The organism is Pedobacter glucosidilyticus DSM 23534 (assembly GCF_000425145.1).
GTDB lineage: Bacteria > Bacteroidota > Bacteroidia > Sphingobacteriales > Sphingobacteriaceae > Pseudopedobacter > Pseudopedobacter glucosidilyticus.
Map to the genome: position 1 here is coordinate 101,211 of NZ_KE384311.1, position 22,359 is coordinate 123,569.

Here is a 22,359-nt window from a genome sequence, read left to right on the forward strand (position 1 = left end):
TTTTGATTGGTTAAATAAAGAAAGAAAAAACTAAAGTTCCAAATAATTGTTAATGCAAATTCGTTAAAAATTAACTAACCTGTTCTTCTTCTAGTAGTTGCTTCTCGTATAAATCATAATACGAGCCTTTTTTAGCCAATAAACTTTCATGATTGCCAATTTCTGCAATCTCACCATCTTCTAAAACAATTATTTTATCGGCATTTTTAATGGTAGATACCCTGTGCGCAATCATAACACTGGTTTTATGGTGCATAATCTTACCTAAATTATTTAAAATAGTTTCTTCTGTTTTGGTATCAACAGCAGATAAGCTATCATCAAAAATGAGTATTTGTGGCGAGTTTATAATAGCCCTAGCTATAGAAACGCGTTGTTTTTGTCCTCCTGATAATGTGATACCACGTTCGCCAATAAAGGTTTCAAATTGCTGGTCAAACTCCATTATATTATGGTAAACAGCAGCATCTTTAGCAGCTTGTTCTACTTTAGACATATCCATTTTGTCTAAACTGAAGGCAATATTACGGGCAATCGTATCAGAAAACAAGAAAACTTCTTGCGGTACAAAACCAACTTGTCTACGATAGTTTTCTAAATTTAATTGATGAATAGGAGTACCGTCAATTAAAATTTCTCCTTTATCGATATCATACATCCTCAATAAAAGATTGGCCAATGTAGATTTACCCGAGCCGGTTTTGCCAATTACAGCTAGCATTTCTCCAGATTTTACTTCAAAGCTTATATTTTTTAAAGCTTTTATACCGGTATCTGGATAGGTAAAACTCACATTTTTAAAGGTTATATCACCTGTGATTTTTTTTGTAATAGCTTCAGATTCACTATAAATATCTGGCTTTATACTTAAAAAATTATTAATTCTTTTTTGTGATGCTGCTGCTCTTTGAATTAAAGAAGTTACCCATCCTAAAGACATCACCGGAAAGGTTAACTGGTTTACATAGATGATAAATTCCGCAATATTACCAGCTGTAATTTTTCCTTGCATAACCTCAATACCCCCCATGTAAACGGTTATAATGGTACTTAAGCCAATCATCAATAACATAAAAGGATAAAACAAAGCTTGTACCCTAACTAAGGATAAAGATTCTGTTTTATAACTTTCACTTTCCTCTGCAAAACCTGCTCTTATCTGTTCCTCTCTACCATAAGATTTAATTACCCTAATGCCTGCAAAAGATTCTTGTACGTAAGAAGATAAATCGCTTAAGCGTTCCTGTATTTTCTCGCTTTTTAAGTTGATGATGCTATTTACATAATAAATAGCAATAGCTAATATTGGTAAGGGAGCTAAGCAATATAAAGCCAATTTTAGGTTTACACCTACCATAGCTATAATGATGAGTGCAAAAAGTACTGTAGTGTTGATAGCGTACATAATAGCCGGACCTACGTACATTCTTACTCTACTCACATCCTCGGTAACTCGGTTCATTAAATCACCAGTATTGTTTTTCCTGAAGAAAGCCATATCCAGCTTTTGATATTGATTATAGATGTCGTTTTTTAAATCGTACTCTATATGTCTTGAGGTAAGAATAATAGTCTGTCTCATGAAAAACAAGAAAATACCACGTGTTAAAGCCATCAATAGCACCAATAGACCAAAAAACAGTAGGCTAGTACCAAATAAATCGTAGATGATTTCTTGCCTATTGAAACCGAAAAATAATCTGTACAAGGCAATATTTTCATTTACCAAGTCTAATGCTAGACGAATAATTTGAGCAGGTACAACAGCAAAAAAATTAGAGATGATGACAAATATAATACCTGGTATAAGTTTCCAGCGGTACTTAAAGAAAAATTTATTGAGATAAGCTAATTCTTTCATGGATTTCATCAAAGTTACAGCATTATTTTGGTTATCACATTCAGTTTTTAAAACAAGGTACAAAAAGAGCTATTCATTAAAATTGTTACGGTCTTAGCTGTTACTGTATATAAAATTCAAAAAAAACAGCTACTTTTGTCAAAGATCTTCGGGTTCAATTATATTGATTTTATGTCATCTGTTCGTTTAGAAGAAAGTTCCGTATTTAGCCAATTAGGGTTATTAAGTCACCAGCAAGTTGTATTTTGTAATGATGAAGAAACTGGCTTAAAGGCTATTATCGCTATACATAATACTGTATTAGGTCCTGCTCTTGGTGGTACCAGAATGTGGGATTACGCTACAGAAGCAGAAGCTTTAAATGATGTTTTGCGCTTATCACAAGCCATGACTTATAAAGCGGCTATCACCGGCTTAAATTTAGGTGGGGGCAAAGCAGTTATTATTGGCGATAGCAGAAAAGACAAAACCGAAGTGATGATGCGCAGATTTGGACGTTTCATCCAAAACTTAAATGGAGCTTTTATTACTACACAAGATGTAGGAACCAGTCCTAAAGACATGGAATACATCCGTATGGAAACTAAATATGTAACCGGTATACCGGAAGTAATGGGGGGCAATGGCGATTTATCTCCAGTTACAGCAAAAGGTGTTTTCATGGGGATAAAAGCTTGTGTTAAAGAAATGTTTGGGACAGATTCTTTAGCTGGAAGAACTGTTGCCGTACAAGGAACAGGACATGTAGGCGAAAATCTGGTAAGTCTTTTAAGAGCAGAAAACGCTAAAGTTTATGTAAGTGATATCAATGAAGAGCGATTAATTAAAGTAGCTCGTCAATACGGTGCAGAAGCGGTAAACAACAGTCGTTTATTTGATATAGATTTTGATATTTACGCACCTTGCGCTTTGGGTTCTACCGTAAACTCAGAAACTATAGCTAAAATGAAATGTGCTATTATAGCTGGTTCTGCCAATAACCAATTAGCAGACGAAAAAGCTGATGGGCAACTACTTTTAGAAAAAGGCATCTTATATGCGCCAGATTATTTAATTAATGCTGGAGGTTTAATCAACTGCTACTCTGAATTAGAAGGTTACTCTAGAAAAAGAACCATGCAATTGGCAGAAAATATTTACGAGGCAACCAGAGAAGTGTTAAGAAAATCAAAACAAGAAGAAATTCCAACTTATTTAGCTGCTAATAAAATAGCAGAAAAGAGAATTGCAGATATTAGAAAGATAAAATCATCAAATTAATTATACCCATATACAAATTAGGTTTTTTAAAAACCAGATCGTTCTTTAAAATATGTTAAATAGAAGGCATTTAAGAGTAAAAGTAATGCAAACGCTGTATGCGTTTCAACAAACCGAATCTACAGATTACAGGCTGCAAGAGAAAAACTTATTGGCAAGTGTAGATAAAGTTTATGAAATGTATATTGGCTTGTTAGCTTTAATTAATGATGTTGTGCAATATGCAGATATTGATGCAATAGAAAGGGCTAATAAACATTTGCCTTCGGAGGAGGATTTAAATCCGAATCTTAAAATTTTAAACAACCTATTTATAAAACTTTTATTAGAGTCTGAAGATTATCAACAAGCTATAAAAAAGTACAAAACTTCATGGGATTTTGATCCAGAACTTGCTCGTTCTTTATTTGCGTCTTTAAAAGCCTCAACAGAATATCAAGAATATATCAAGGCAGATGGCCAAGATTTACATACAGATAAAGACATCATCAAATTTATTTTCAAGAAAATCATCTTAAAATCTTCTTTAGCGCAATCTGCCTTAGAAGAAAAGCATATCAATTGGCAAGTAGATCAAGATGTTTTACAAGCCATGATAGCTAAAACATTAAAGAATTTTTCTTCTTTAGAAGGAGACCATAAATTAGCACAAATTAGTTCTAATTGGGCAGAGGATAAAGAGTTTATCACAGATTTATTTCATAAAACTGTTGCTAACGAAAGCACTTTTCAGGGGCTTATTGCTGGTAAAACTAAAAATTGGGAAGCAGATAGGATTGCCATGATGGATGTTATCATCATGAAAATGGCTATAGCAGAAATGATATATTTCTCAAGTATCCCGGTTAAGGTTACCATCAATGAATATCTAGAAATAGCAAAAGAATTTAGTACACCTAAGAGTAATTCATTCATAAATGGTATTTTAGACAAAATATTTGAGGAATTGAGCTCCCAAAATAAAATAAGAAAATACGGAAGAGGTTTAAATTAAGAAGCGATATGAGAAAATGTTTTTTAGTACTAGGCGTTGCTATTTTTCTTTTCACAGGATGTAGCAATAATGGTTCAACAAAAAGTGATGCTAATAGTACCGATACCACAAACGTATCAACAGATGGTGCGGCAGCTATTACTTTTGAAGAAGGAACTTATGATTTTGGTAAGATAAAAGACGGCGAGAAGGTATCTCATGATTTTATATTTGAAAATACTGGAGAAGCGCCATTAATTATTTTAAATGCGAGTGCAACTTGTGGTTGTACGGTGCCAGAATGGCCAAAAGAGCCAATTGCAGTAGGCGGTACTGCAAAAATTACGGTAGTATTTGATAGTGCAGGTAAAGTTGGTTTACAAGATAAAGTGGTAACCATTTTGGCTAATACAGTTCCAAATACTACACAAATACACCTTATAGGAGAAGTAACTCAATAAATTAAATGATAGATATGTTAAATTTTGTTTTATTACAAGCAGGTAGCGGGGTAATGCAATTCCTTCCGATGCTATTAATCGTAGTGGTTTTCTATTTTTTCATGATAAGACCACAAATGAAAAAAGCTAAAGACCATAAAAAGTTTGTTGCTGAATTAAAAAAAGGAGATAAAGTAATTACTACTGCTGGTATACACGGTAGAATTGTTGATTTAAATGAAACTACCATTGTTTTAGAAACAGAAGGTGGTGGCAAAATTAGATTTGAAAAAGCGGCAGTTTCTTTAGAATCTTCTAAAAGCTTAAATAGCTAATCAAAAAAATAAATTAAAGGTACCGTTTTGATATATTCGAAACGGCATTTTTGTTGTAAATAAACAAATAGCCTTAATTTTTAATCTATGGCAATCATCCGGTTATCTGCAGCAGAGCGTAAAAGAATAAGTATATTTTTTACTTGTTTACTTTTAGCTGTTACCGCCTGGATGTTTTACTCTTTATCTCTTAAGTACGATTATCAGCTTAAAACGTTGGTAACCTTTAAAAATCTTCCTCAAAACAAAGCTTTTTATCCTTTACAGTCTGATACTGTTATACTAAATGTACAGGGTACTGGTTGGCAGCTTTTATTTAATAGAATAGGGGTAGGCTCTAAAGAGATTAAAGTAGATTTAGCTTCATTACAAAAGCAGCATTTCGTAACTTTTACTGAGCAATTACCAGCTATAAACCAGCAATTTTCATCTTTACAGAGAATCATCAGCGTACAGCCAGATACCCTTTTCTTTGATTTTACAACTCGGAAAGTTAAGCGGGTACCTGTGAAGTTTATTGCTGATGTCAATTATAAAAAACAGTTTGGACAATCAAAAGATATCCAATTAAAGCCAGCTTATATAACCATAACAGGTCCTTTAGAACAATTGCAGCGTATTAGTTATTGGGAAACAGATACCTTCAGAAAGAAAAATGTAGATGCTTCTTTAGCTGCAAAAGTAAATTTAAAACAACCTTTAGAACCTAATATTAGCTTATTCCCGCTTTCTGTAGAAATGCAGTTACCTGTAGAAGAGTTTACGGAAAAAGTTATCACTATACCAGTTAGAGTAGTTAATAACCCAGAATATCATCAGGTTAAAATTATTCCTGAAAAGGTTACCCTTACGGTAATGGTAGCCCTTTCTTATTATGCTGATATTAATGAAGAAGATTTTAATGTAACCGCTGATTTAAGCTTATGGAGGAAATCTGGAGCTAGTAAGCTCCCGATTGTTATCAAGAATAAAAATGCTTATGTTAAGATAAGTCAGGTAATGCCGCAACAGGTAGATTTTATGATTCTTAAATAATGATGAAAGTAGGCATTACAGGCGGTATTGGTAGTGGTAAAACCACAATATGTAAATTGTTTGAACTTTTAGGAATCCCTGTTTTTTATGCTGATACAGTAGGCAAAGAATTGATGTTGAGTGATTTAGCTGTTAAACAAGCTATAGTTAATTTATTTGGAGATTCTGCCTATTTTCCGGATACTAGCCTAAATAGAAAATACATAGCCGATATTGTTTTTAAGGATAATGAAAAATTAAACGCTTTAAACGCTATCATTCATCCCGCTGTAAAAGATGCTTTTTTACTTTGGAGCGAGAAACAAAGCGCACCTTATGTTTTAAAAGAAGCAGCTTTACTTTTTGAAAGCAAATCTTATTTGGACAATGATTCTAATATTTTAGTTTCTTCGTCGGTTGAGTTACGTATCAAAAGGGTAATGGAAAGAGACCAAACTAGTAGAGAAAAGGTTTTAGAGCGCATTGAAAAGCAACTTCCAGAAGAGGAAAAACAAAAGCTGGCTGATTTTTTTATCCTTAATAATGAGGAATTACATATCATACCACAGGTTTTAAAATTACATCATCAATTGGTGCTTTTAGCTCAACAGAAATGATTATAGATGATTTTTTAGTCCTTAAACCAGAGGGAATTTATTGCCGATACGCCGATTTTTATTTAGATCCACAATTGCCAGTACAACATGCTGTCATTTCTCACGCACATGGTGACCACGCAAAGGCTAATAACCATAACGTATATTGTACTTCATTTACAAGAAAGTTAATGGAGCTTCGTTATAAAAAACAAGCTGCTAAAGACTTTAATATTATCCATTATTATCAAGAATTTTTTATTAAGGATGTGAAGCTAACTTTTTATCCAGCTGGGCATATTTTAGGTTCTGCTATGGTGAAAATGGAATATCTAGGCTGCTCTTATTTATACACTGGAGATTATAAGTTACAAGAAGACGCTACTTGCGAGCCAGCCGAATTGGTTAAAGCCGATGTTTTGATTACCGAAACAACCTTCGCAAATCCAGAAATACAACATCCAAACGTAGAGGATGAGATAAAAAAGTTAAATGAAATAGAACAAAATATCATTCTTGGAGTGTACGGTTTAGGTAAAGCACAAAGAATTACAAGTTTAATAAACCAGTTTTGCCCGCAAAAAGAAGTTCATGTACATTACGCTATTTATCCAATACACCAGCTTTACGAAGCTTCTGGATATCAATTAGGCAAATATCAATTATATAATAGAAAAAGTTTAAAACAAAATCAGTTACAACAAGTATATTTAGTGCCACCATTAACTTTTAATAGTTATATAAGAGCTAAAGGAGTAGCCAGAGTATTTGCATCCGGGTGGAAATATTTACAAAAAGGTAATGATGCTGCTTTATATATTTCTGACCATGTAGATTGGAACGATATTTTGTATACCATAAAAGAGGTTAAACCTAAAGAAATTTGGACTTTACATGGTGATGGTATGGCACTTAAACAATATTTTAAAAAGGATTTAGTAGTTAAGTTGCTTTAATGTTGGTAGAAAATATTGATTATTATATTAACAAAGATGGTAATTTTGTATTTACAGAAGCTTATCATTTAAAGCGTGGCTATTGCTGTAAAAACGGATGTAAACATTGCCCTTGGTCTTATAAAAAGGAAAAGACTGATAAAAATATAAAGAAGTAAACTTGCTTAAATTATGGAATTAGAAAAAGAGATATTTAGCAAAGGTTTTGATAGTTTTTACAATAAAGCTATCGTGAATATTCTTTACACACATGGTTGGTTAAGCAATCATTTAAAAAGCGAATTAGATAAATCTAATATTACTCCGCAACAGTATAATGTTCTTAGAATTTTAAGGGGACAACTTCCTAATCCAGCCACTATAAACTTATTAAAAGAACGTATGTTAGATAAAATGTCTGACGCCTCTCGTATAGTTGATCGTTTGGTTCAGAAAGAACTGGTTAAACGCTCTATCAATAAAAAAGATAGGAGAGCGGTTGATATCATCATTACAGATAAAGGACTTAAGTTGTTGGAAACCATTCAAATGGAAACTCATGTCATCAATATTTTGAAAAACAATCTTTCAGAAGAAGAAGCAAAGCAATTAAGCGATTTATTAGATAAGTTTAGAGGGTAAACTTAGTGTAAAAAGTAACCCACTAAAGCCAATATAATCCCTAAAGATACCGCTAAAGTCTTTTTTAAAGTAAAACGATGATCTACCGTAGATTCAAATAATATGGTAGTAGAGATATGTAAAAATATACCAATTACAATACCCATAATAGAAGAATAATACTCGCCCAAGAAAGCTCCATTTTTAAGAGAAAAGCTAAATAAATAACCAAAAGGCGACATTAAAGCAAAAATAACCAGCAAAATAGAGGTTGTTTGTTTACTAATGTGGTTGCTTAATAAAACACTTCCAAGTGCAAAAGCAGCCGGTATATGGTGAATTGCAATTCCTAAAACCAATTCTTGATTATTGGCCGCTGCAATGGGCATTCCTTCCAAAAAAGCATGTAAACTTAAACTCAACATGATGCCCCAAGGAAAGCTTTTTTGATGGCTGTGTTTATGGATATGCCCATGCTCTATACCATCAGAAAATTGCTCTAACAATATCTGTAAGATAAAACCTCCTAAAATAAATAAACCAACCTCATGGTTATGACCTTGATAAACATCTGGTAAAAGGTGTAAAACAGTTATAGCAAATAAATAAGCGCCACTAAAAGCTAAAATAAGTTTAAGTCTTTGCGGATGATCTTTTTTAACAAAGAATACCGCAAAGCCGCCAATAATTGCCCCAGTGGTAAGGATAAGGATGATTAAATAATTCATGATTGCGTAGAAAGAGCAAAATATTTTTGATATAATTTAGCTATACCAAAACCAATAAAAGAACCTAATAAAGCGCCAGCAGTAATATCTATAGGAAAATGTACTCCTACATAAACTTGTGCTATAGCTATAGAAGCAGCCCAAATAAGACCAGTTGCAAGGGTATATTTCCAGCGTTTTCTAAATATGGTAATCAGAAATAAAGCTATAGCAAAATGGTCAGTAGCATGTGTAGAAGGGAAGCTTAATCCAGAACCACAAGGAACCCGACTGATAACTTGTTCTTTAAGCTCTATATTATTGCAAGGCCTTACTCTTTTGAAAGCAGATTTTAAAATACTGGCACTTCCAAAATCTGCGATAGAAACTGTAATGGCTAAGAAAATAACCAAGTACAAGCCTTTCATTTTATACCATTTGGTAGCAAAAAATATAATAGCTAAATAAAGTGGAATCCAAGTATATTTATTACGCAAAATTGGCATCAGAAAATCAAATACCGGATTACTTAAGCCTTTATTAATGGCAAAAAATAACTGATGATCTAGTTGTACAAGCTGTTCTATCATATTTTTTTACAAACAAAAATAAGTCTATCAGATTGATTGATGTCAAACTTATTTAACTGATAATCGCCAAAGGTATGAGATATTTCTAAGCCGGCCAGTTTAAACATCCTTTCAAAATCTGAAAGTTTAAAATCTCTTACTTCTTCTTTAAAAGAGTATGGTTTAGCATGATGCTCAAAATCTATGGTTTTGATGATTTTATCATCTTTAACCGTTCTGCTGATATGAAACTCTATACCGTCAACATCTTTAATTTCTCTTAAAACTAGTTTATTGATGATTTTCTGACTGTTCATATAATCAAAAACTAATTTTCCATCCGCTTTAAGCGATTTACAGAAACTTTTAAGCGCATTTACATGCTCTTTTTCTGTCTCAAAATAACCAAAGCTGGTAAATAGGTTAAAAGCAAAATCAAAGTAATTGATGTAAAATAGATGGCGCATATCATGCACTAAAAAGTGCAAGCGACTATTTTCAAAAGAGTGTGCGTATTTTATATTGGCAATAGAAAGGTCTATCCCGGTAACGTCAAAGCCTTTTTTGTTCAGATAAATGGCATGCCGGCCTCTTCCACAAGCAATGTCTAACATTCTTGAGTCTTTGGCAGGTTTTAGCAAAGTACAAAGGTTATCAATAAAAAGTTCTGCCTCTTCATCGTCTCTTTGTTTGTAAAGAATATGATAGAAAGGCGAGTTAAACCAATTTTGAAACCACTTTTTCGGCATAAATATCAATATTAGAATTGTTGCAAATATAGCTAATTAAGCTTTCAATTTGTTTTTATCCCCAATATTAAGAATTGCAAATGCTTATGTTTATTTTTGCCCAAAATATACGATCGTGACTTTAATAAAATCAATCTCAGGAATAAGAGGTACTATAGGTGGTAAGGCTGGAGACGCTTTAACCCCGTTTGATGTGGTGAAATTTACAGCTGCTTTTGGTAGTTGGGTAATACAACAAGGTGGAAATAAGAAAATTGTAGTAGGAAGAGATGCTCGTATTTCTGGCGAGATGGTGAGAAACCTTGTGGTAGGTACTTTACAAGGTTTGGGTATTGATGTTATAGATTTAGGTTTATCTACTACCCCAACGGTAGAAATTGCCGTACCGGATGAACAAGCAGGTGGAGGTATTATTTTAACTGCTAGCCACAATCCAAAACAGTGGAATGCCTTAAAATTATTAAACCATAAAGGTGAGTTTATCAATGATGAAGAAGGTAAAAAGGTTTTAGAAATTGCAGAAAGTGACGCTTTAAGCTTTGCTGATGTAAATGATTTAGGTACGGTTAAATTCGACGATTCTTATCTTCAAAAGCATATTGATAAGATTTTAGCATTGCCTTTGGTTGATGTTGAAGCTATTAAAAAAGCTAATTTCAAAATTGCAGTAGATGCCGTTAATTCTACTGGAGGTATTTTTGTTCCTGCATTGTTGAAGGCTCTAGGAGTAGAAACTGTTTACGAACTTTATTGTACGCCAGATGGGCATTTCCCTCATAACCCAGAACCATTACCAGAAAATTTAACAGAGATTTCTAAAGTAGTGGTACAAAACAGAGCCGATTTAGGTATTGTTGTAGACCCTGATGTTGATAGACTATGTTTTGTTTGTGAAGATGGTTCTATGTTTGGCGAGGAATATACGTTGGTAGCTGTTGCTGATTATATCTTAAAAAATAATCCAGGAAATACCGTTTCTAATTTGTCTTCTACAAGAGCGCTAAGAGATGTTACAGAAGCTGCTGGTGGTGTTTATAAAGCTTCTGCGGTAGGTGAGGTAAATGTTGTAAACCTGATGAAAGCAGAAAACGCAGTGATAGGTGGCGAAGGAAATGGTGGAATTATTTATCCTGAATTACATTACGGAAGAGATGCTTTAGTTGGAATTGCTTTGTTTTTAACACATTTAGCTAAATATGGTAAATCTATTTCTTTGTTGAGAAAGAGCTATCCTTCTTATTTCATTTCAAAAAATAAAATCACGCTTACACCAGAAATGGATATCGATAACTTGCTAAAACAAGTTGAAGAGAAATATAAAAATCAGCCTTATTCTACTATAGATGGTTTAAAAATAGAGTTTGATAAACAGTGGGTACATCTACGTAGATCTAATACAGAACCTATCATCAGAATTTATTCTGAAGGAGATTCTGAAACTGTTGCCGATAACTTAGCAAATAAGATTATTGCAGATATTAAGGAGATATTGAAGTAATGTTGATTGATTTTTGAATGATAGATTGGGTATATTGAATAACTCATTAGGATTAATAAATGGAAAGAATAAGTAAATCTGAATTTGCGGATATTTTTAAATCTAGAACTAAACAATTTGTGATTCAATCAAAACTCAATCAATCATTCAATAAATATTTAATCAATCAAAACTCAATCAATCATTCAATAAATATTCACTCAATCAAAAATCACTCAATCAATAAATAAGTAATCACTCAATAAAGAAATGACTCGTGTATATTTAGATAATGCCGCAACTACGCCTTTAGATAAAGAGGTGATGCAAGCAATGATGGATGTGATGGAGCAAAGTTATGGCAACCCGTCTTCTATACATGCGCATGGTAGGGAAGTAAGAACTATTGTGGAGAAGGCAAGGAAAAACGTAGCCAACTTGCTTCATACTGCTCCGGCAAATATATTTTTTACTTCCGGAGGTACCGAGGCTGATAATACGGCTATACGTTCTGCTATTCAGGATTTAGGAATTACTCATGCCATCACTTCAAAAATAGAGCATCATGCTGTTGGTCATACTTTAGAGATGCTAGAGAAAACAGGTAAAATAAAACTTTCTTATGTGGAAATTGATAGCAAAGGAAATATCGATTTTACTCATTTAGAAGAGCTATTAAGCAAAGCTGATAAATCTTTAGTGTCTTTAATGCATGCTAATAACGAGATTGCTACCATTACTGATATTGAAAAGGTTGGTGAACTCTGTGAGCAATATGGCGCTATCTTTCATTGCGATACAGTGCAAACCATGGGGCACTATGCTTTTGATGTAAGTAAGTTAAAAGTACATTTTGTAGTATGTTCTGCTCATAAGTTACATGGCCCTAAAGGAGTAGGTTTTTTATATGTAAATCCATCTATCAAAATAAATCCTATGATTTATGGTGGTTCGCAAGAGCGTAATATGCGTGGCGGAACAGAAAATGTTTATGGTATAGCAGGTTTATCTAAAGCGCTTTCTATAGCTCATGAGCACATGAAAGAGCATCAAGAATATATTCAATCGCTCAAAACATATATGATGGAACAGTTAAAAGCAGTTATCCCAAATATCCATTTTAATGGAGAAACAGCGCCTGATAAAAGCTTGTACACTGTTTTAAGTGTTTGCTTTCCTGAAATGGATATGGCAGATATGCTTTTATTTAATTTAGATATCAATGGTATTTCGGCATCTGGTGGTAGTGCATGTTCATCCGGAACAGATATTGGCTCTCATGTACTTACAGCTATAGGTGCAGATGCTAACCGACCATCAGTTAGGTTCTCTTTCTCGAAACTTAATACCAAAGAAGAGATTGATTATGTGGTAGAAAAGGTTAAAGAAGTATATAAGCTATAAATCTACTGGCAAGCTATTTGTTTTAACGTCCTGTATAAAATCTATTAATTAAAACATGATGTTATGGAAAGTAAAGTAGAAAAGCTAAACGAGCTGAAAGAAAAAGAGCTAAAGTTAAAAGATGAGCTGTTAAAAGAAGGGCATGAGGATATAAAAGATAACAATCCAGACCCTGTTGTAGATAGTAAGGATACGTTTACAGTATCGCCAGCAAACAAATCAAGAGCGCATAAAGGGCATATCGGTCCTGATAAAGAACCTGGGACATTTTAAATATCATAGAGTCTACAACAAGTAGCCTCTTTTTTTTGAGAACATTTTATCCTGCTCAACTGTAGTATGCTTGTAAACTATTAAGCGTATGAAAAGAAGAGATTTTATTAAAACTGGAACTTTAGCAGTAGCAGCTTCACAAATACCAGGGAAAGTTTGGGCTTCTTGGTTAGGTATGGCCGATTATCAAATCAGGATGTTGAGCGATAACTTAGGTATTTTTACAGAGCAAGGCGGTACTATTGCATTTTTAAAATCTAAGAGTGGAATAGTAGTGGTCGACTCTCAGTTTCCAAATCCGGCCCAACATTTAATAGATGAGTTGAGGAAAAGATATGATGAAACTCCTTTTCAATTATTGATTAATACACACCATCATGCCGACCATAGTAGTGGTAATATCGCTTTTAAAGGATTGGTGAAACATGTGGTGGCACATGAAAACTCTGCTAAAAACCAAATTAGAGTATCAGAAGAAGCTAAAAAAGCTGGTAAAGAAAGCGTGATTTTAGCACCGGATAAAACTTTTCAAACCACGTGGAATTATAAATTAGATAAGGAAAATATCAAGCTCCATTATTTTGGAGCTGGGCATACCAATGGAGATTCATTTGTGCATTTTGAAAATCAAAATACTGTACATACCGGGGATTTAGTTTTTAATAGAAGATTTCCTTATATCGATAAATCAGCAGGAGCAGATATCCAAAATTGGATTAAGGTTTTGGATAAAGCTATGGATACCTTCGACGCAAAAACGCAATATATTTTTGGTCATGCTTTAGAGCCACAAAAGATTATTGGAACACAAGAAGATATTAAAGCCCATCAAAATTATCTAGAAAAGCTTTTAGAATATGTTGCTAAAGAGAAAAAAGCAGGTAAAAGTTTAGAAGATATTTCTAAAGTGAAAGTTATACCCGGTGCAGAAGAGTGGCAGGGGCAAGGAATAGAGCGAAGTATAAATGCCGCTTATCAAGAGCTGTAAAACAAAAAGAGCCGATTTAAAATCGGCTCTTTTTGTTTAGTTATTCATGATTCTGATGAAAGTAGAGAGTTTGTTTTTGATTTCTCTTCTATCAACAATAAAATCTAGGAAACCATGCTCTAAAACAAATTCAGATGTTTGGAAACCTTTTGGTAAGTCTTTTTTGATAGTTTCTTTAATAACTCTTGGGCCTGCAAAGCCGATTAAAGCCCCTGGTTCTGCAATGTTAATATCGCCAAGCATCGCATAAGAAGCAGTTACACCACCTGTTGTAGGGTCTGTTAATAAAGAAATGTAAGGGATTTTTGCCTTGCTTAATAAAGCCAGTTTTGCTGATGTTTTAGCCATTTGCATTAAAGAGAATGCCGCTTCCATCATTCTTGCTCCGCCTGATTTAGAAATCATCAGGAAAGGGATTTTGTGCTCGATACAATAATCTATAGATCTAGCAATTTTTTCTCCTACTACAGAGCCCATAGAGCCTCCAATAAAGTTGAAATCCATACAAGCAATTACTAAATCTTGGCCGTCTATTTTGCCATGTGCGGCTCTTATAGCGTCTTTTAATCCAGTTTTCTTGTAACTTTCAACTAATCTGTCTTTATATGATTTCGTATCTGTAAAATTAAGTGGATCTCCAGAGGTTAAATTGCCAAATAACTCTGCAAAAGCATTATCATCAAAGAAAATCTCAAAATACTCTTTAGAACCTACTCTTAAATGATAATTACAATACTGGCAAACGTATTTATGCTCAACCTGCTCAGAGTAATGGAGTGCTTTTTTACAATTAGGGCACTTATTCCATACGCCATCTGGTGCTTCTTTTTTATCCTCTGTAGAGGTAAATATTCCTTTTGTACTTCTTTTAAACCAAGCCATTCTTTTAAAAAAGTGAGAATGCAAATAAACAAAAAATTGATGAATACTTAACCTCTAATGTTTTTTAGTGAGTATAGAAATTACAAAAGGCTTATTTTCAATAAGTATTCAGCCGGTTTAATAAATTTTTTTAACTTCGAGTCTTAGAAAAATTGAAATAGAAATGAGTTTAAAAGATTTTAAAGGGGTAATTACCGGAGAGCAAGTTCAAGAATTATTTGAAGCCGCAAAAAAACATCAGTTTGCTTTACCTGCTGTTAATGTGATTGGTACAAATTCTATTAACGCTGTAATGGAAACAGCTAAAGCTGTTAATTCGCCAGTTATTGTGCAACTATCTAACGGAGGAGCGCAATTTTACGCAGGTAAATCTCTTGATAATGATAAATTACAAGCATGTATCTTAGGTGGTGTTTCTGCTGCACAACACGTACATTTATTAGCAGAGCATTATGGTGTTGCCGTTATTTTGCATACCGACCATTGCGCTAAGAAATTATTACCTTGGCTAGATGGATTGTTAGATGCTGGAGAGAAATTTTATGCTCAACATGGTAAACCATTATTTTCTTCACACATGATAGATTTATCTGAAGAATCTATTGAAGAAAACATAGAAATTTGCAAAACCTATTTAGAGCGCATGAGCAAAATGGGGATGACATTAGAAATAGAATTAGGTGTAACCGGTGGTGAAGAAGATGGTGTTGATAATTCTGATGTAGATTCATCAAAACTATATACCCAGCCAGAAGAAGTTTCTTACGCTTACGAGGAGTTAAGCAAAATAAGCCATAGATTTACTGTTGCAGCAGCGTTTGGTAACGTACATGGTGTTTATAAGCCAGGAAACGTAAAACTACAGCCTGTAATATTACATAACTCTCAAGAGTATGTTAAACAAAAGTTTGGTTTAGATGCAGAGAAACCTATCAACTTTGTATTCCATGGTGGTTCTGGTTCTTCACAAGAAGAAATTAGAGAAGCTATTTCTTACGGTGCTATCAAAATGAATATTGATACAGATATGCAATGGGCATTCTGGGAAGGTATTTTAAACTACTACAAAGGAAAAGAAGGTTACTTACAAGGTCAAATTGGTAACCCTGAAGGTGATGATTCTCCAAACAAAAAATATTACGATCCAAGAGTTTGGTTAAGAAAAGGTGAAGAGCAATTTGTAAAGCGTTTAACCGCGGCATTTGAAGATTTAAATTGCTTAGACGCAAATTCAAAACTTTAATAAACATAAAATAAGAGGAGAGGGTAGAAGAAATTCTACCCTTTTTTATTTGCTTAAAATGCCAGAATAAGATAAGTTTAAGGTATGATAGAAGTTAAGAAGGTTACCGCCCAAGAAGAACTAGATAAAGTTTTTGCTATTAGAAAAGAAGTTTTTGTAGTAGAACAAAACTGTCCGCCAGAGCTAGAATGGGAAAATGAAGATGTTTCTCATCATTTTTTAGCTTTTTTAGAGAGTAAGCCGGCAGGTGCTTGCAGATGGCGAAAAACAGATAAAGGCTATAAATTAGAGCGTTTTGCTGTATTAAAATCTTGTAGAGGTAAAGGAGTAGCGCAGGCTATGCTTAAAACTGTTTTGGCAGATTTGCCCAAAGATGCTGAGTATGTTTATTTACATGCACAAATAACAGCTATGGGTTTATATCAGAAATTTGACTTTCAAACGGTAGGTGATATTTTTGAGGAGGCTGGTATACAGCATTATAAGATGGTTTTAAAGAAAATAATCTGATTTTGTATTTTACTAAAATATAAAATTGTATTTCAGTAAAAGATAAATTTCAAGCCATACAAGTTTGCTAAGAAATAGCATCAGATAATTTAAATAGAAAGTCTAAAACAATACTAGTAGATATAAAATCAATCATAAACCCCATGATAAAAAGAAGAGCATTTTTAAAAGGCACCTCTATGGCAGGTGTTTTAGCTTTAAGTATTCCAGAAATTGTGCAGGCGGCTATGCCCAAAGCCTCAGGTATAAAACTCCAAAAAGGAGATGTTATCCTTTTTCAAGGAGATTCTATTACAGATGCTGGTAGAAAAAAGGATGATTTAAATTTTAACACACCTAATAGCCTAGGCGGAGGTTATGCCGTACAAGCAGCAGCAGAAATGCTTTTAAAACATCCAGATAAAGGACTTAAAATTTACAATAAGGGTATCAGCGGAAATAAAGTGTACCAATTAGCAGAAAGATGGGATAAGGATTGTTTAGAGCTAAAACCTCAGGTTTTGAGTATTTTAATTGGTGTTAACGACTATTGGCATAAGCACAATGGTAAACATGATGGCACTATAGAAACCTATAAAAAGGATTTTAGAGCTTTATTAAACAGAACAAAAGAGAGCTTACCCAACGTTAAATTGATTATAGGAGAACCATTTGCGGTTAAAGGTATTAAAGCTGTTGATGAATCTTGGTATCCGGCTTTTGATGAATATAGAAAGGCAGCTAAAGAAATAGCGGAAGAATTTCAAGCTGTTTTTATCCCGTATCAAAAAGTTTTTGATGAAGCACAAAAAACTGCCCCCGGCGTTTACTGGACTTATGATGGTGTTCATCCATCTTTAGCTGGTGCAAAACTTATGGCCGAAGCTTGGTTAAAAGCTTTGTAATTTTCTCCCTTCGGATAAACAAACATCTATCCGAAGGGAATTTTTAAAAACATTTGGATTTTAAATATGTACAATTCATCCATTAAAATGGCGTCTTCAGTAGGTTAAGCAAATCTAATTTTCGGCTTTTAAGTTATTTCATCATAACTAAAAAAATGAAAATCATGAAAAGCACAACAACACAAAAATGGATGAAATTAGGCATCATAGCCAGCCTAATTCTAGTAACAGTTTCTTTTACGGGATGTAAAAAAGACGATGACCCTGCACCGGTACAAAATAATATTGTACAATTGGTGGTAAACAATCCTAACTTTAGTTTCTTAGAAGCTGCGGTTGTAAAAGCAGAGCTCGTAGAAGCTTTAAGCGGAAGAGGACCTTTAACTGTATTTGCACCAACCAATGATGCTTTTATTGCAGCAGGTTTTGCAAATGAGGCAGCAGTTTCTGCATTATCAAAAGAAACTTTAGTTTCTATTTTAACTTATCACGTAGTAGGAAGTGGAATTACTTCCTCTGCTATTCCTACGGCTGCAAACACTCCAGTAGAAACTTTAGCAGAGACAGATGTTTTTGTTACTAAAGATCAAAGAGGAGTTTTTGTAAATGGCGCACAAGTAGTGCAAGCAGATGTACAAGCTTCTAATGGTATTATCCATGTAATTAATAAAGTTTTAATGCCAGCAGTAGGCAACATTGTGCAAGCAGCACAAGGCAATGCTAATTTAAGTTATTTAGTAGCTGCAGTATTAAGAGCTAGTGAAGGGACTACCAATGTAGCAGAAGCATTATCAGCAGCAGGACCACTAACTGTATTTGCACCAACAAATCAAGCTTTTATTAATGCAAACTTTGCAACAGTTGCCGCTATCCAACAGGCTGATCCAGCTACTTTAACAAGTATTTTAACTTATCATGTTGTTCAGGGAAGAGTATTGTCTACAGATTTAACGGAAGGTGCTACACCTGCTACCTTAAATGGCGGTAGGGTAACCATAACTTTATCTGGAGGAGCAAAAGTTAAAGGTGTTGGTAATGCAACTCCATCTAATATCACTGCAGCAGACATCATTACTACCAATGGTGTGGTACATGTAATAGATCAAGTATTGTTACCAGCAAGTTAATTAATCAAGAAAAATTCATAGTATTGATGTAAGAAATTTCTAATATGTTTAGTTTAAAATATAGGTATCTGATTATTTTAGCTTTAGGATTTTATTCTTACATCAATACTTATTTTACAGACTTTTTCAATCATTATCAAGTTAAGGCTTCATCAGAAGCCTTAATACTTTCGTTTTTGCTTATTGTATTTTTTGTTTGGGAGTTAAGCAGATTGGCAGAGCAAACTTTAAAGCGCTATTTTAAAACCCAATCGGCTGTTAAATTCCTAACTATTTTATTCATCATCAGTTTACCACTAACGCTTATTTCGGCAATTGCTGTAATTGCGATAGCTGGTGTTTGGTATTCAGGCTATCAACTTACAGAAATCCAAACAGAAATTAAATTAACCCTCTTACTTGCTTTTAGAATCAATTTATTCTTACATTGTATTAACTCCATCGTATATTTCTTTAAGCAATTAAGAGCTAAACAATTAGAAGCAGAGGAGTTGAAAAGAGCAAAAATCCAAGCTCAGCTACAGCAAATTAAAACACAAATCAATCCTCATTTTTTATTCAATAATCTTAATGTATTGGCCTCTCTTATCATGAATAAAAGCGAAGAAGCCAATCAGTTTATAGAGAGTTTCTCTGAAGTTTATCGTTATATCTTAAAAAATCAGGAAAAAGAACTGGTAAGTCTTCAAGACGAACTTAAAGTGATGGATTTGTATATTTTTCTGTTAAAAAAACGCTTTGCAGAAGCTATAAAGTTTCATATTTCTTTTGATAAACATCACTTAGAAAACACCTATATCGTACCTGCAACCCTTCAAATTTTAATAGAAAACGCAATAAAACACAATATTGCATCTTCATCAAAACCACTTATCATAGATATTGTTATAGAAAATAACATATTGATGGTGCGAAACAATTATCAGCCTAAGAAAATTCTAGAAAACTCTAGTCAGATAGGTTTAAAAAGCATCAATCAACAATATAAAATAATCTGTGGAAAGGAAATTACTGTGAAAAACCAGGATGATTATTTTGAAATAACATTACCTGTTTTAAAAGTAGAAAACTATGAAGTTTTTAATCATTGAAGATGAACCACTTGCAGCAGAAAGATTAGTTAATTTATTATCTCAGCATTATCCTCATATAGAAAAACCCGAGACCTGTGATAGTGTAGAAAGTGCAGTTTTATGGCTTAAACATCATCCAATGCCAAATTGTATTTTTATGGATATCCAGTTGTCTGATGGTTTAAGTTTTAATATTAGCCATGATGTAGAAATTACATGTCCAGTAATATTTACAACCGCTTATGAAAATTATGCTTTAAAAGCTTTCGAATTATTTAGTATCGATTATTTATTAAAACCAGTAACGCTTAAAAGTCTCAAGCAAGCGCTCCATAAACTTGAAACTTATACAAACGCCACCCTAACCGCACAACAAAATTTATTAGATATTCCAGCATCAACATATAAAAACCGCTTTCTGATTAAAATAGGTAATAAAATGTTTTTTGTTGATGTAAACCATGTGGCTTATTTTTTGTCTGATGATAAATCTGTTTACTTATACACTAAAGACGGGAAAGCTTTCCCAATAGACTATACTTTAGATAGCTTGATGGAGCTTTTAAACGAAAAAGAATTTTTTAGACTTAATAGGCAAGTTATTGCCAGAATTGATGCTATTAAAGATATTAAACTTTATACTAACAGAAGATTAAAACTTACCCTAAATAGTGGTAATGCAGTAAATGATTTTATAGTGAGTAGAGAAAGGGTAGCTGCATTTAAAACCTGGGCCGGAAACTAATTATTTCTCTCATTATCAATTATGAAGCTTCAACTATTTTCTACCATTTTTATTGTTTTACTTAGTCTCCAAAGCTTAGCACAGAAAAAGGAAGATGTTATTTATTTACTTAATGGATGGGTAATTCGTGGTAAAATCATCAGCAAAGAACAAGACAAAATAAGTATTCAATCGGTAGATAGAAATCTATATGTTTTTGAAGCTAATGAAATTAAAGAAATTACAGAAGAAGAAATTCCTCCAGTTTTTAATATCAAGCAAAAAGGATTTGGACATTTTACAGAGCTAGGGCCATTAGCTTCACAGAACACGGGTGAACTTAATGTAAACACCTCTGCTTTTTCTTTTCAAACTATTAATGGTTATAAGTTCAATCAGTTTTTATTTACCGGATTAGGTGCTGGTATAGATTTATATGCTACACAAACGTTTTTCCCGGTAATAGGTACTATTCGTGGCGATTTTAGAGCAGGTAAACAATTTGTACCATTTTATTTTACTGACTTTGGCTATGGCTTTAACGGAACTAAAAATACCATTACTGGTGTTTCTTATGAAGGAGGAACAGTGTTTGCCGCAGGTATTGGACTTAAAATTGGCTTAAGCAATAATGCAGGTGTGATGATTAGTATTGGTTACCGAGACCAACGTTATGGCACTGTACAACAAAATCTAAAAACTAGAAATAATTATCAAAGAATAGCACTTAGGGCAGGTTTTTATCTTTAAAAACCATACAGAATTTGATGTTTTTTTATCATCAAACAAGAATATCATAAATACCTGGTGTTTTTTACATTTTGTATGTTAAATATCCAGGTGATTTATAACCTCTTTGGGTGCAATTATAGGTTTGCCAAATGAGGTAAAAACTACTACAACCTTAGCTTTTGCTATCAATATATCTGCTTTATAAATATTTTGATAGAAGATGAATCTTAGATTTCCATCACGCTCTAAACTTAAACTCACATAAAATTTATCACCGCTTTTTAACGGTTTTTTATAGTCTATCTCTATACGATAAACTACAGGGTCTATATGTTGCTGATGTAGCTTTTCAAAATCTAAACCTTTATGCTTTAAAAATTGATGTCGGGTATGTTCTAAATAATTTTGATAAACGGCGTTATTTACAATTCCTTGTAAATCGCATTCATAATCTCTAACCTCAAAATTTTCTATAAACATTATATTTCTGGGTTGTCATAAGCAATCATTTTAGCTTTTTCTGCTTGTGGAATAGCTATAGGTTTACCCGTTTGATAGTCAATAGCTACTTGTGTAGTTTTGCCAATTGTTTTTAAAATAAACTGATCTTCTTCTTCCGCGTAAAGCAAATAAGCAATATCAAAACTAGTATTACCAACTCTGGTGGTTTTTACACAAGCTGTTATTTTATCTTCCAAAAGTATAGGTTTTAAGTACTCTACTTCTGATTTTACCAATATAATTCCGGTTGCTTTCCAATCCCATTCTATAACATCTTTCCAATAAGCAGACCTAGCTTGTTCAAAATAAGTAAGGTAAACAGCATTGTTAGCATGGCCAAACATATCCATATCCGCAAATCTGATAGGGATAGGAGTTTTATAATTAAAAGCTGTAATATTTTCTTCTATTTTCATATATGACTGCAATAAAGTCAGTAAAATTAATTTAATAACGACAAAAAGTCTTGTTTTGAACTCAA

27 protein-coding genes are annotated in these 22,359 nt (G+C 33.2%); 20 read left to right on the plus strand and 7 right to left on the minus strand.

Going from position 1 to position 22,359, the window contains the following annotated elements; genetic code table 11:
* Positions 1-70 precede the first annotated feature (70 nt).
* A complete protein-coding gene (locus H510_RS0113415; protein WP_026904787.1) occupies positions 71-1,861 on the minus strand; it encodes an ABC transporter ATP-binding protein in 1,791 nt (596 codons plus the stop codon).
* Positions 1,862-2,032: 171 nt separating this feature from the next.
* On the opposite strand from H510_RS0113415, the gene H510_RS0113420 reads away from it, so the two are divergent.
* The 9 genes from H510_RS0113420 to H510_RS0113460 all read left to right on the plus strand — a co-directional run bounded on the left by H510_RS0113420 (position 2,033) and on the right by H510_RS0113460 (position 8,056).
* Positions 2,033-3,121 carry a Glu/Leu/Phe/Val family dehydrogenase gene (locus H510_RS0113420; protein WP_026904788.1) on the plus strand — a complete coding sequence of 363 codons (1,089 nt, stop codon included), beginning with the start codon at positions 2,033-2,035 and terminating at the stop codon, positions 3,119-3,121.
* Between the two features lie 52 nt (positions 3,122-3,173).
* Positions 3,174-4,115, plus strand: a complete 942-nt coding sequence (nusB, locus tag H510_RS0113425) for a transcription antitermination factor NusB (RefSeq protein ID WP_026904789.1) — start codon at positions 3,174-3,176, stop codon at positions 4,113-4,115.
* An 8-nt stretch (positions 4,116-4,123) separates the two neighbouring features.
* Positions 4,124-4,555, plus strand: coding sequence for a DUF1573 domain-containing protein (locus H510_RS0113430; protein WP_026904790.1), 432 nt, complete (start codon positions 4,124-4,126; stop codon positions 4,553-4,555).
* Between the two features lie 14 nt (positions 4,556-4,569).
* Positions 4,570-4,869, plus strand: a complete 300-nt coding sequence (gene yajC / locus H510_RS0113435) for a preprotein translocase subunit YajC (protein ID WP_026904791.1) — start codon at positions 4,570-4,572, stop codon at positions 4,867-4,869.
* 87 nt (positions 4,870-4,956) lie between these two features.
* Positions 4,957-5,904 carry a YbbR-like domain-containing protein gene (locus H510_RS0113440; RefSeq protein ID WP_026904792.1) on the plus strand — a complete coding sequence of 316 codons (948 nt, stop codon included), beginning with the start codon at positions 4,957-4,959 and terminating at the stop codon, positions 5,902-5,904.
* Entirely contained in the window at positions 5,904-6,500 is a 597-nt protein-coding gene (gene coaE, locus H510_RS0113445) for a dephospho-CoA kinase (RefSeq protein WP_026904793.1), read from the plus strand. Before H510_RS0113440 ends, coaE begins: the two co-directional genes overlap by 1 nt.
* Entirely contained in the window at positions 6,497-7,435 is a 939-nt protein-coding gene (locus H510_RS0113450) for an MBL fold metallo-hydrolase (protein ID WP_026904794.1), read from the plus strand. Before coaE ends, H510_RS0113450 begins: the two co-directional genes overlap by 4 nt.
* Complete coding sequence (locus H510_RS20265) at positions 7,435-7,593, plus strand: C1orf53 family protein (RefSeq protein WP_162143082.1); 159 nt, start codon at positions 7,435-7,437, stop codon at positions 7,591-7,593. The genes H510_RS0113450 and H510_RS20265 overlap by 1 nt, the downstream gene beginning before the upstream one ends.
* 13 nt (positions 7,594-7,606) lie before the next feature.
* Positions 7,607-8,056 carry a MarR family winged helix-turn-helix transcriptional regulator gene (locus H510_RS0113460; RefSeq protein WP_026904795.1) on the plus strand — a complete coding sequence of 150 codons (450 nt, stop codon included), beginning with the start codon at positions 7,607-7,609 and terminating at the stop codon, positions 8,054-8,056.
* 2 nt (positions 8,057-8,058) lie between these two features.
* Here H510_RS0113460 and H510_RS0113465 read toward each other — a convergent pair whose 3' ends face one another.
* From H510_RS0113465 to H510_RS0113475, 3 genes are read right to left on the minus strand one after another with little or no spacing between them, the layout of a single operon-like run.
* A complete protein-coding gene (locus H510_RS0113465) occupies positions 8,059-8,763 on the minus strand; it encodes a ZIP family metal transporter (protein WP_026904796.1) in 705 nt (234 codons plus the stop codon).
* Entirely contained in the window at positions 8,760-9,332 is a 573-nt protein-coding gene (locus H510_RS0113470; RefSeq protein WP_026904797.1) for a phosphatase PAP2 family protein, read from the minus strand. The genes H510_RS0113465 and H510_RS0113470 overlap by 4 nt, the downstream gene beginning before the upstream one ends.
* Positions 9,329-10,060: an SAM-dependent methyltransferase gene (locus tag H510_RS0113475; RefSeq protein ID WP_026904798.1), complete on the minus strand. Its 732-nt coding sequence runs from the start codon at positions 10,058-10,060 to the stop codon at positions 9,329-9,331. Before H510_RS0113475 ends, H510_RS0113470 begins: the two co-directional genes overlap by 4 nt.
* Positions 10,061-10,175: 115 nt before the next feature.
* Between H510_RS0113475 and glmM the strand changes: the two genes are divergently transcribed.
* From glmM to H510_RS0113495, 4 genes are all read left to right on the plus strand, one after another.
* Complete coding sequence (glmM, locus tag H510_RS0113480) at positions 10,176-11,558, plus strand: phosphoglucosamine mutase (RefSeq protein ID WP_026904799.1); 1,383 nt, start codon at positions 10,176-10,178, stop codon at positions 11,556-11,558.
* 249 nt (positions 11,559-11,807) lie between these two features.
* Positions 11,808-12,941 carry a cysteine desulfurase family protein gene (locus H510_RS0113485; protein WP_026904800.1) on the plus strand — a complete coding sequence of 378 codons (1,134 nt, stop codon included), beginning with the start codon at positions 11,808-11,810 and terminating at the stop codon, positions 12,939-12,941.
* A 63-nt stretch (positions 12,942-13,004) separates the two neighbouring features.
* On the plus strand, positions 13,005-13,214 hold the full coding sequence (locus H510_RS0113490) for a hypothetical protein (protein WP_026904801.1): 210 nt from the start codon (positions 13,005-13,007) through the stop codon (positions 13,212-13,214).
* Between the two features lie 88 nt (positions 13,215-13,302).
* On the plus strand, positions 13,303-14,202 hold the full coding sequence (locus H510_RS0113495; protein ID WP_026904802.1) for an MBL fold metallo-hydrolase: 900 nt from the start codon (positions 13,303-13,305) through the stop codon (positions 14,200-14,202).
* 36 nt (positions 14,203-14,238) lie between these two features.
* Here the strand turns inward: H510_RS0113495 and accD are convergent, their stop codons facing one another.
* Positions 14,239-15,084, minus strand: a complete 846-nt coding sequence (gene accD, locus H510_RS0113500; RefSeq protein WP_026904803.1) for an acetyl-CoA carboxylase, carboxyltransferase subunit beta — start codon at positions 15,082-15,084, stop codon at positions 14,239-14,241.
* A 163-nt stretch (positions 15,085-15,247) separates the two neighbouring features.
* Between accD and fbaA the strand changes: the two genes are divergently transcribed.
* The 7 genes from fbaA (at position 15,248) to H510_RS0113535 (ending at position 21,395) form a co-directional block, all read left to right on the plus strand.
* Positions 15,248-16,327, plus strand: a complete 1,080-nt coding sequence (gene fbaA / locus H510_RS0113505) for a class II fructose-bisphosphate aldolase (protein ID WP_026904804.1) — start codon at positions 15,248-15,250, stop codon at positions 16,325-16,327.
* An 84-nt stretch (positions 16,328-16,411) separates the two neighbouring features.
* A complete protein-coding gene (locus H510_RS0113510) occupies positions 16,412-16,837 on the plus strand; it encodes a GNAT family N-acetyltransferase (protein WP_026904805.1) in 426 nt (141 codons plus the stop codon).
* A gap of 143 nt (positions 16,838-16,980) precedes the next feature.
* Complete coding sequence (locus H510_RS0113515; RefSeq protein WP_026904806.1) at positions 16,981-17,721, plus strand: SGNH/GDSL hydrolase family protein; 741 nt, start codon at positions 16,981-16,983, stop codon at positions 17,719-17,721.
* Positions 17,722-17,885: 164 nt separating this feature from the next.
* Entirely contained in the window at positions 17,886-18,848 is a 963-nt protein-coding gene (locus H510_RS0113520; protein ID WP_081659294.1) for a fasciclin domain-containing protein, read from the plus strand.
* Positions 18,849-18,892: 44 nt separating this feature from the next.
* A complete protein-coding gene (locus tag H510_RS18945) occupies positions 18,893-19,939 on the plus strand; it encodes a sensor histidine kinase (RefSeq protein ID WP_051291227.1) in 1,047 nt (348 codons plus the stop codon).
* Positions 19,920-20,666: a LytR/AlgR family response regulator transcription factor gene (locus H510_RS0113530; RefSeq protein WP_026904808.1), complete on the plus strand. Its 747-nt coding sequence runs from the start codon at positions 19,920-19,922 to the stop codon at positions 20,664-20,666. The genes H510_RS18945 and H510_RS0113530 overlap by 20 nt, the downstream gene beginning before the upstream one ends.
* A 21-nt stretch (positions 20,667-20,687) precedes the next feature.
* The gene (locus tag H510_RS0113535) at positions 20,688-21,395 is read left to right on the plus strand and encodes a hypothetical protein (RefSeq protein ID WP_051291228.1); all 708 of its coding nucleotides are present in this window, start codon (positions 20,688-20,690) and stop codon (positions 21,393-21,395) included.
* Between the two features lie 78 nt (positions 21,396-21,473).
* Here H510_RS0113535 and H510_RS0113540 read toward each other — a convergent pair whose 3' ends face one another.
* Positions 21,474-21,857, minus strand: a complete 384-nt coding sequence (locus H510_RS0113540) for an acyl-CoA thioesterase (RefSeq protein WP_036692932.1) — start codon at positions 21,855-21,857, stop codon at positions 21,474-21,476.
* Positions 21,857-22,294: an acyl-CoA thioesterase gene (locus H510_RS0113545; protein ID WP_036692935.1), complete on the minus strand. Its 438-nt coding sequence runs from the start codon at positions 22,292-22,294 to the stop codon at positions 21,857-21,859. The genes H510_RS0113540 and H510_RS0113545 overlap by 1 nt, the downstream gene beginning before the upstream one ends.
* Positions 22,295-22,359: the final 65 nt, after the last annotated feature.

Excerpts from the sequence above, each read along its gene's own strand:
- H510_RS0113415 (WP_026904787.1), bottom strand. The coding sequence starts at position 1,861 with ATGAAAGAATTAGCTTATCTCAATAAATTTTTCTTTAAGTACCGCTGG.
- H510_RS0113420 (WP_026904788.1), top strand. The coding sequence starts at position 2,033 with ATGTCATCTGTTCGTTTAGAAGAAAGTTCCGTATTTAGCCAATTAGGG.
- nusB (WP_026904789.1), top strand. The coding sequence starts at position 3,174 with ATGTTAAATAGAAGGCATTTAAGAGTAAAAGTAATGCAAACGCTGTAT.
- H510_RS0113430 (WP_026904790.1), top strand. The coding sequence starts at position 4,124 with ATGAGAAAATGTTTTTTAGTACTAGGCGTTGCTATTTTTCTTTTCACA.
- yajC (WP_026904791.1), top strand. The coding sequence starts at position 4,570 with ATGTTAAATTTTGTTTTATTACAAGCAGGTAGCGGGGTAATGCAATTC.
- H510_RS0113440 (WP_026904792.1), top strand. The coding sequence starts at position 4,957 with ATGGCAATCATCCGGTTATCTGCAGCAGAGCGTAAAAGAATAAGTATA.
- coaE (WP_026904793.1), top strand. The coding sequence starts at position 5,904 with ATGATGAAAGTAGGCATTACAGGCGGTATTGGTAGTGGTAAAACCACA.
- H510_RS0113450 (WP_026904794.1), top strand. The coding sequence starts at position 6,497 with ATGATTATAGATGATTTTTTAGTCCTTAAACCAGAGGGAATTTATTGC.
- H510_RS20265 (WP_162143082.1), top strand. The coding sequence starts at position 7,435 with ATGTTGGTAGAAAATATTGATTATTATATTAACAAAGATGGTAATTTT.
- H510_RS0113460 (WP_026904795.1), top strand. The coding sequence starts at position 7,607 with ATGGAATTAGAAAAAGAGATATTTAGCAAAGGTTTTGATAGTTTTTAC.
- H510_RS0113465 (WP_026904796.1), bottom strand. The coding sequence starts at position 8,763 with ATGAATTATTTAATCATCCTTATCCTTACCACTGGGGCAATTATTGGC.
- H510_RS0113470 (WP_026904797.1), bottom strand. The coding sequence starts at position 9,332 with ATGATAGAACAGCTTGTACAACTAGATCATCAGTTATTTTTTGCCATT.
- H510_RS0113475 (WP_026904798.1), bottom strand. The coding sequence starts at position 10,060 with ATGCCGAAAAAGTGGTTTCAAAATTGGTTTAACTCGCCTTTCTATCAT.
- H510_RS0113485 (WP_026904800.1), top strand. The coding sequence starts at position 11,808 with ATGACTCGTGTATATTTAGATAATGCCGCAACTACGCCTTTAGATAAA.
- H510_RS0113490 (WP_026904801.1), top strand. The coding sequence starts at position 13,005 with ATGGAAAGTAAAGTAGAAAAGCTAAACGAGCTGAAAGAAAAAGAGCTA.
- H510_RS0113495 (WP_026904802.1), top strand. The coding sequence starts at position 13,303 with ATGAAAAGAAGAGATTTTATTAAAACTGGAACTTTAGCAGTAGCAGCT.
- accD (WP_026904803.1), bottom strand. The coding sequence starts at position 15,084 with ATGGCTTGGTTTAAAAGAAGTACAAAAGGAATATTTACCTCTACAGAG.
- fbaA (WP_026904804.1), top strand. The coding sequence starts at position 15,248 with ATGAGTTTAAAAGATTTTAAAGGGGTAATTACCGGAGAGCAAGTTCAA.
- H510_RS0113510 (WP_026904805.1), top strand. The coding sequence starts at position 16,412 with ATGATAGAAGTTAAGAAGGTTACCGCCCAAGAAGAACTAGATAAAGTT.
- H510_RS0113515 (WP_026904806.1), top strand. The coding sequence starts at position 16,981 with ATGATAAAAAGAAGAGCATTTTTAAAAGGCACCTCTATGGCAGGTGTT.
- H510_RS0113520 (WP_081659294.1), top strand. The coding sequence starts at position 17,886 with ATGAAAAGCACAACAACACAAAAATGGATGAAATTAGGCATCATAGCC.
- H510_RS18945 (WP_051291227.1), top strand. The coding sequence starts at position 18,893 with ATGTTTAGTTTAAAATATAGGTATCTGATTATTTTAGCTTTAGGATTT.
- H510_RS0113530 (WP_026904808.1), top strand. The coding sequence starts at position 19,920 with ATGAAGTTTTTAATCATTGAAGATGAACCACTTGCAGCAGAAAGATTA.
- H510_RS0113535 (WP_051291228.1), top strand. The coding sequence starts at position 20,688 with ATGAAGCTTCAACTATTTTCTACCATTTTTATTGTTTTACTTAGTCTC.
- H510_RS0113540 (WP_036692932.1), bottom strand. The coding sequence starts at position 21,857 with ATGTTTATAGAAAATTTTGAGGTTAGAGATTATGAATGCGATTTACAA.
- H510_RS0113545 (WP_036692935.1), bottom strand. The coding sequence starts at position 22,294 with ATGAAAATAGAAGAAAATATTACAGCTTTTAATTATAAAACTCCTATC.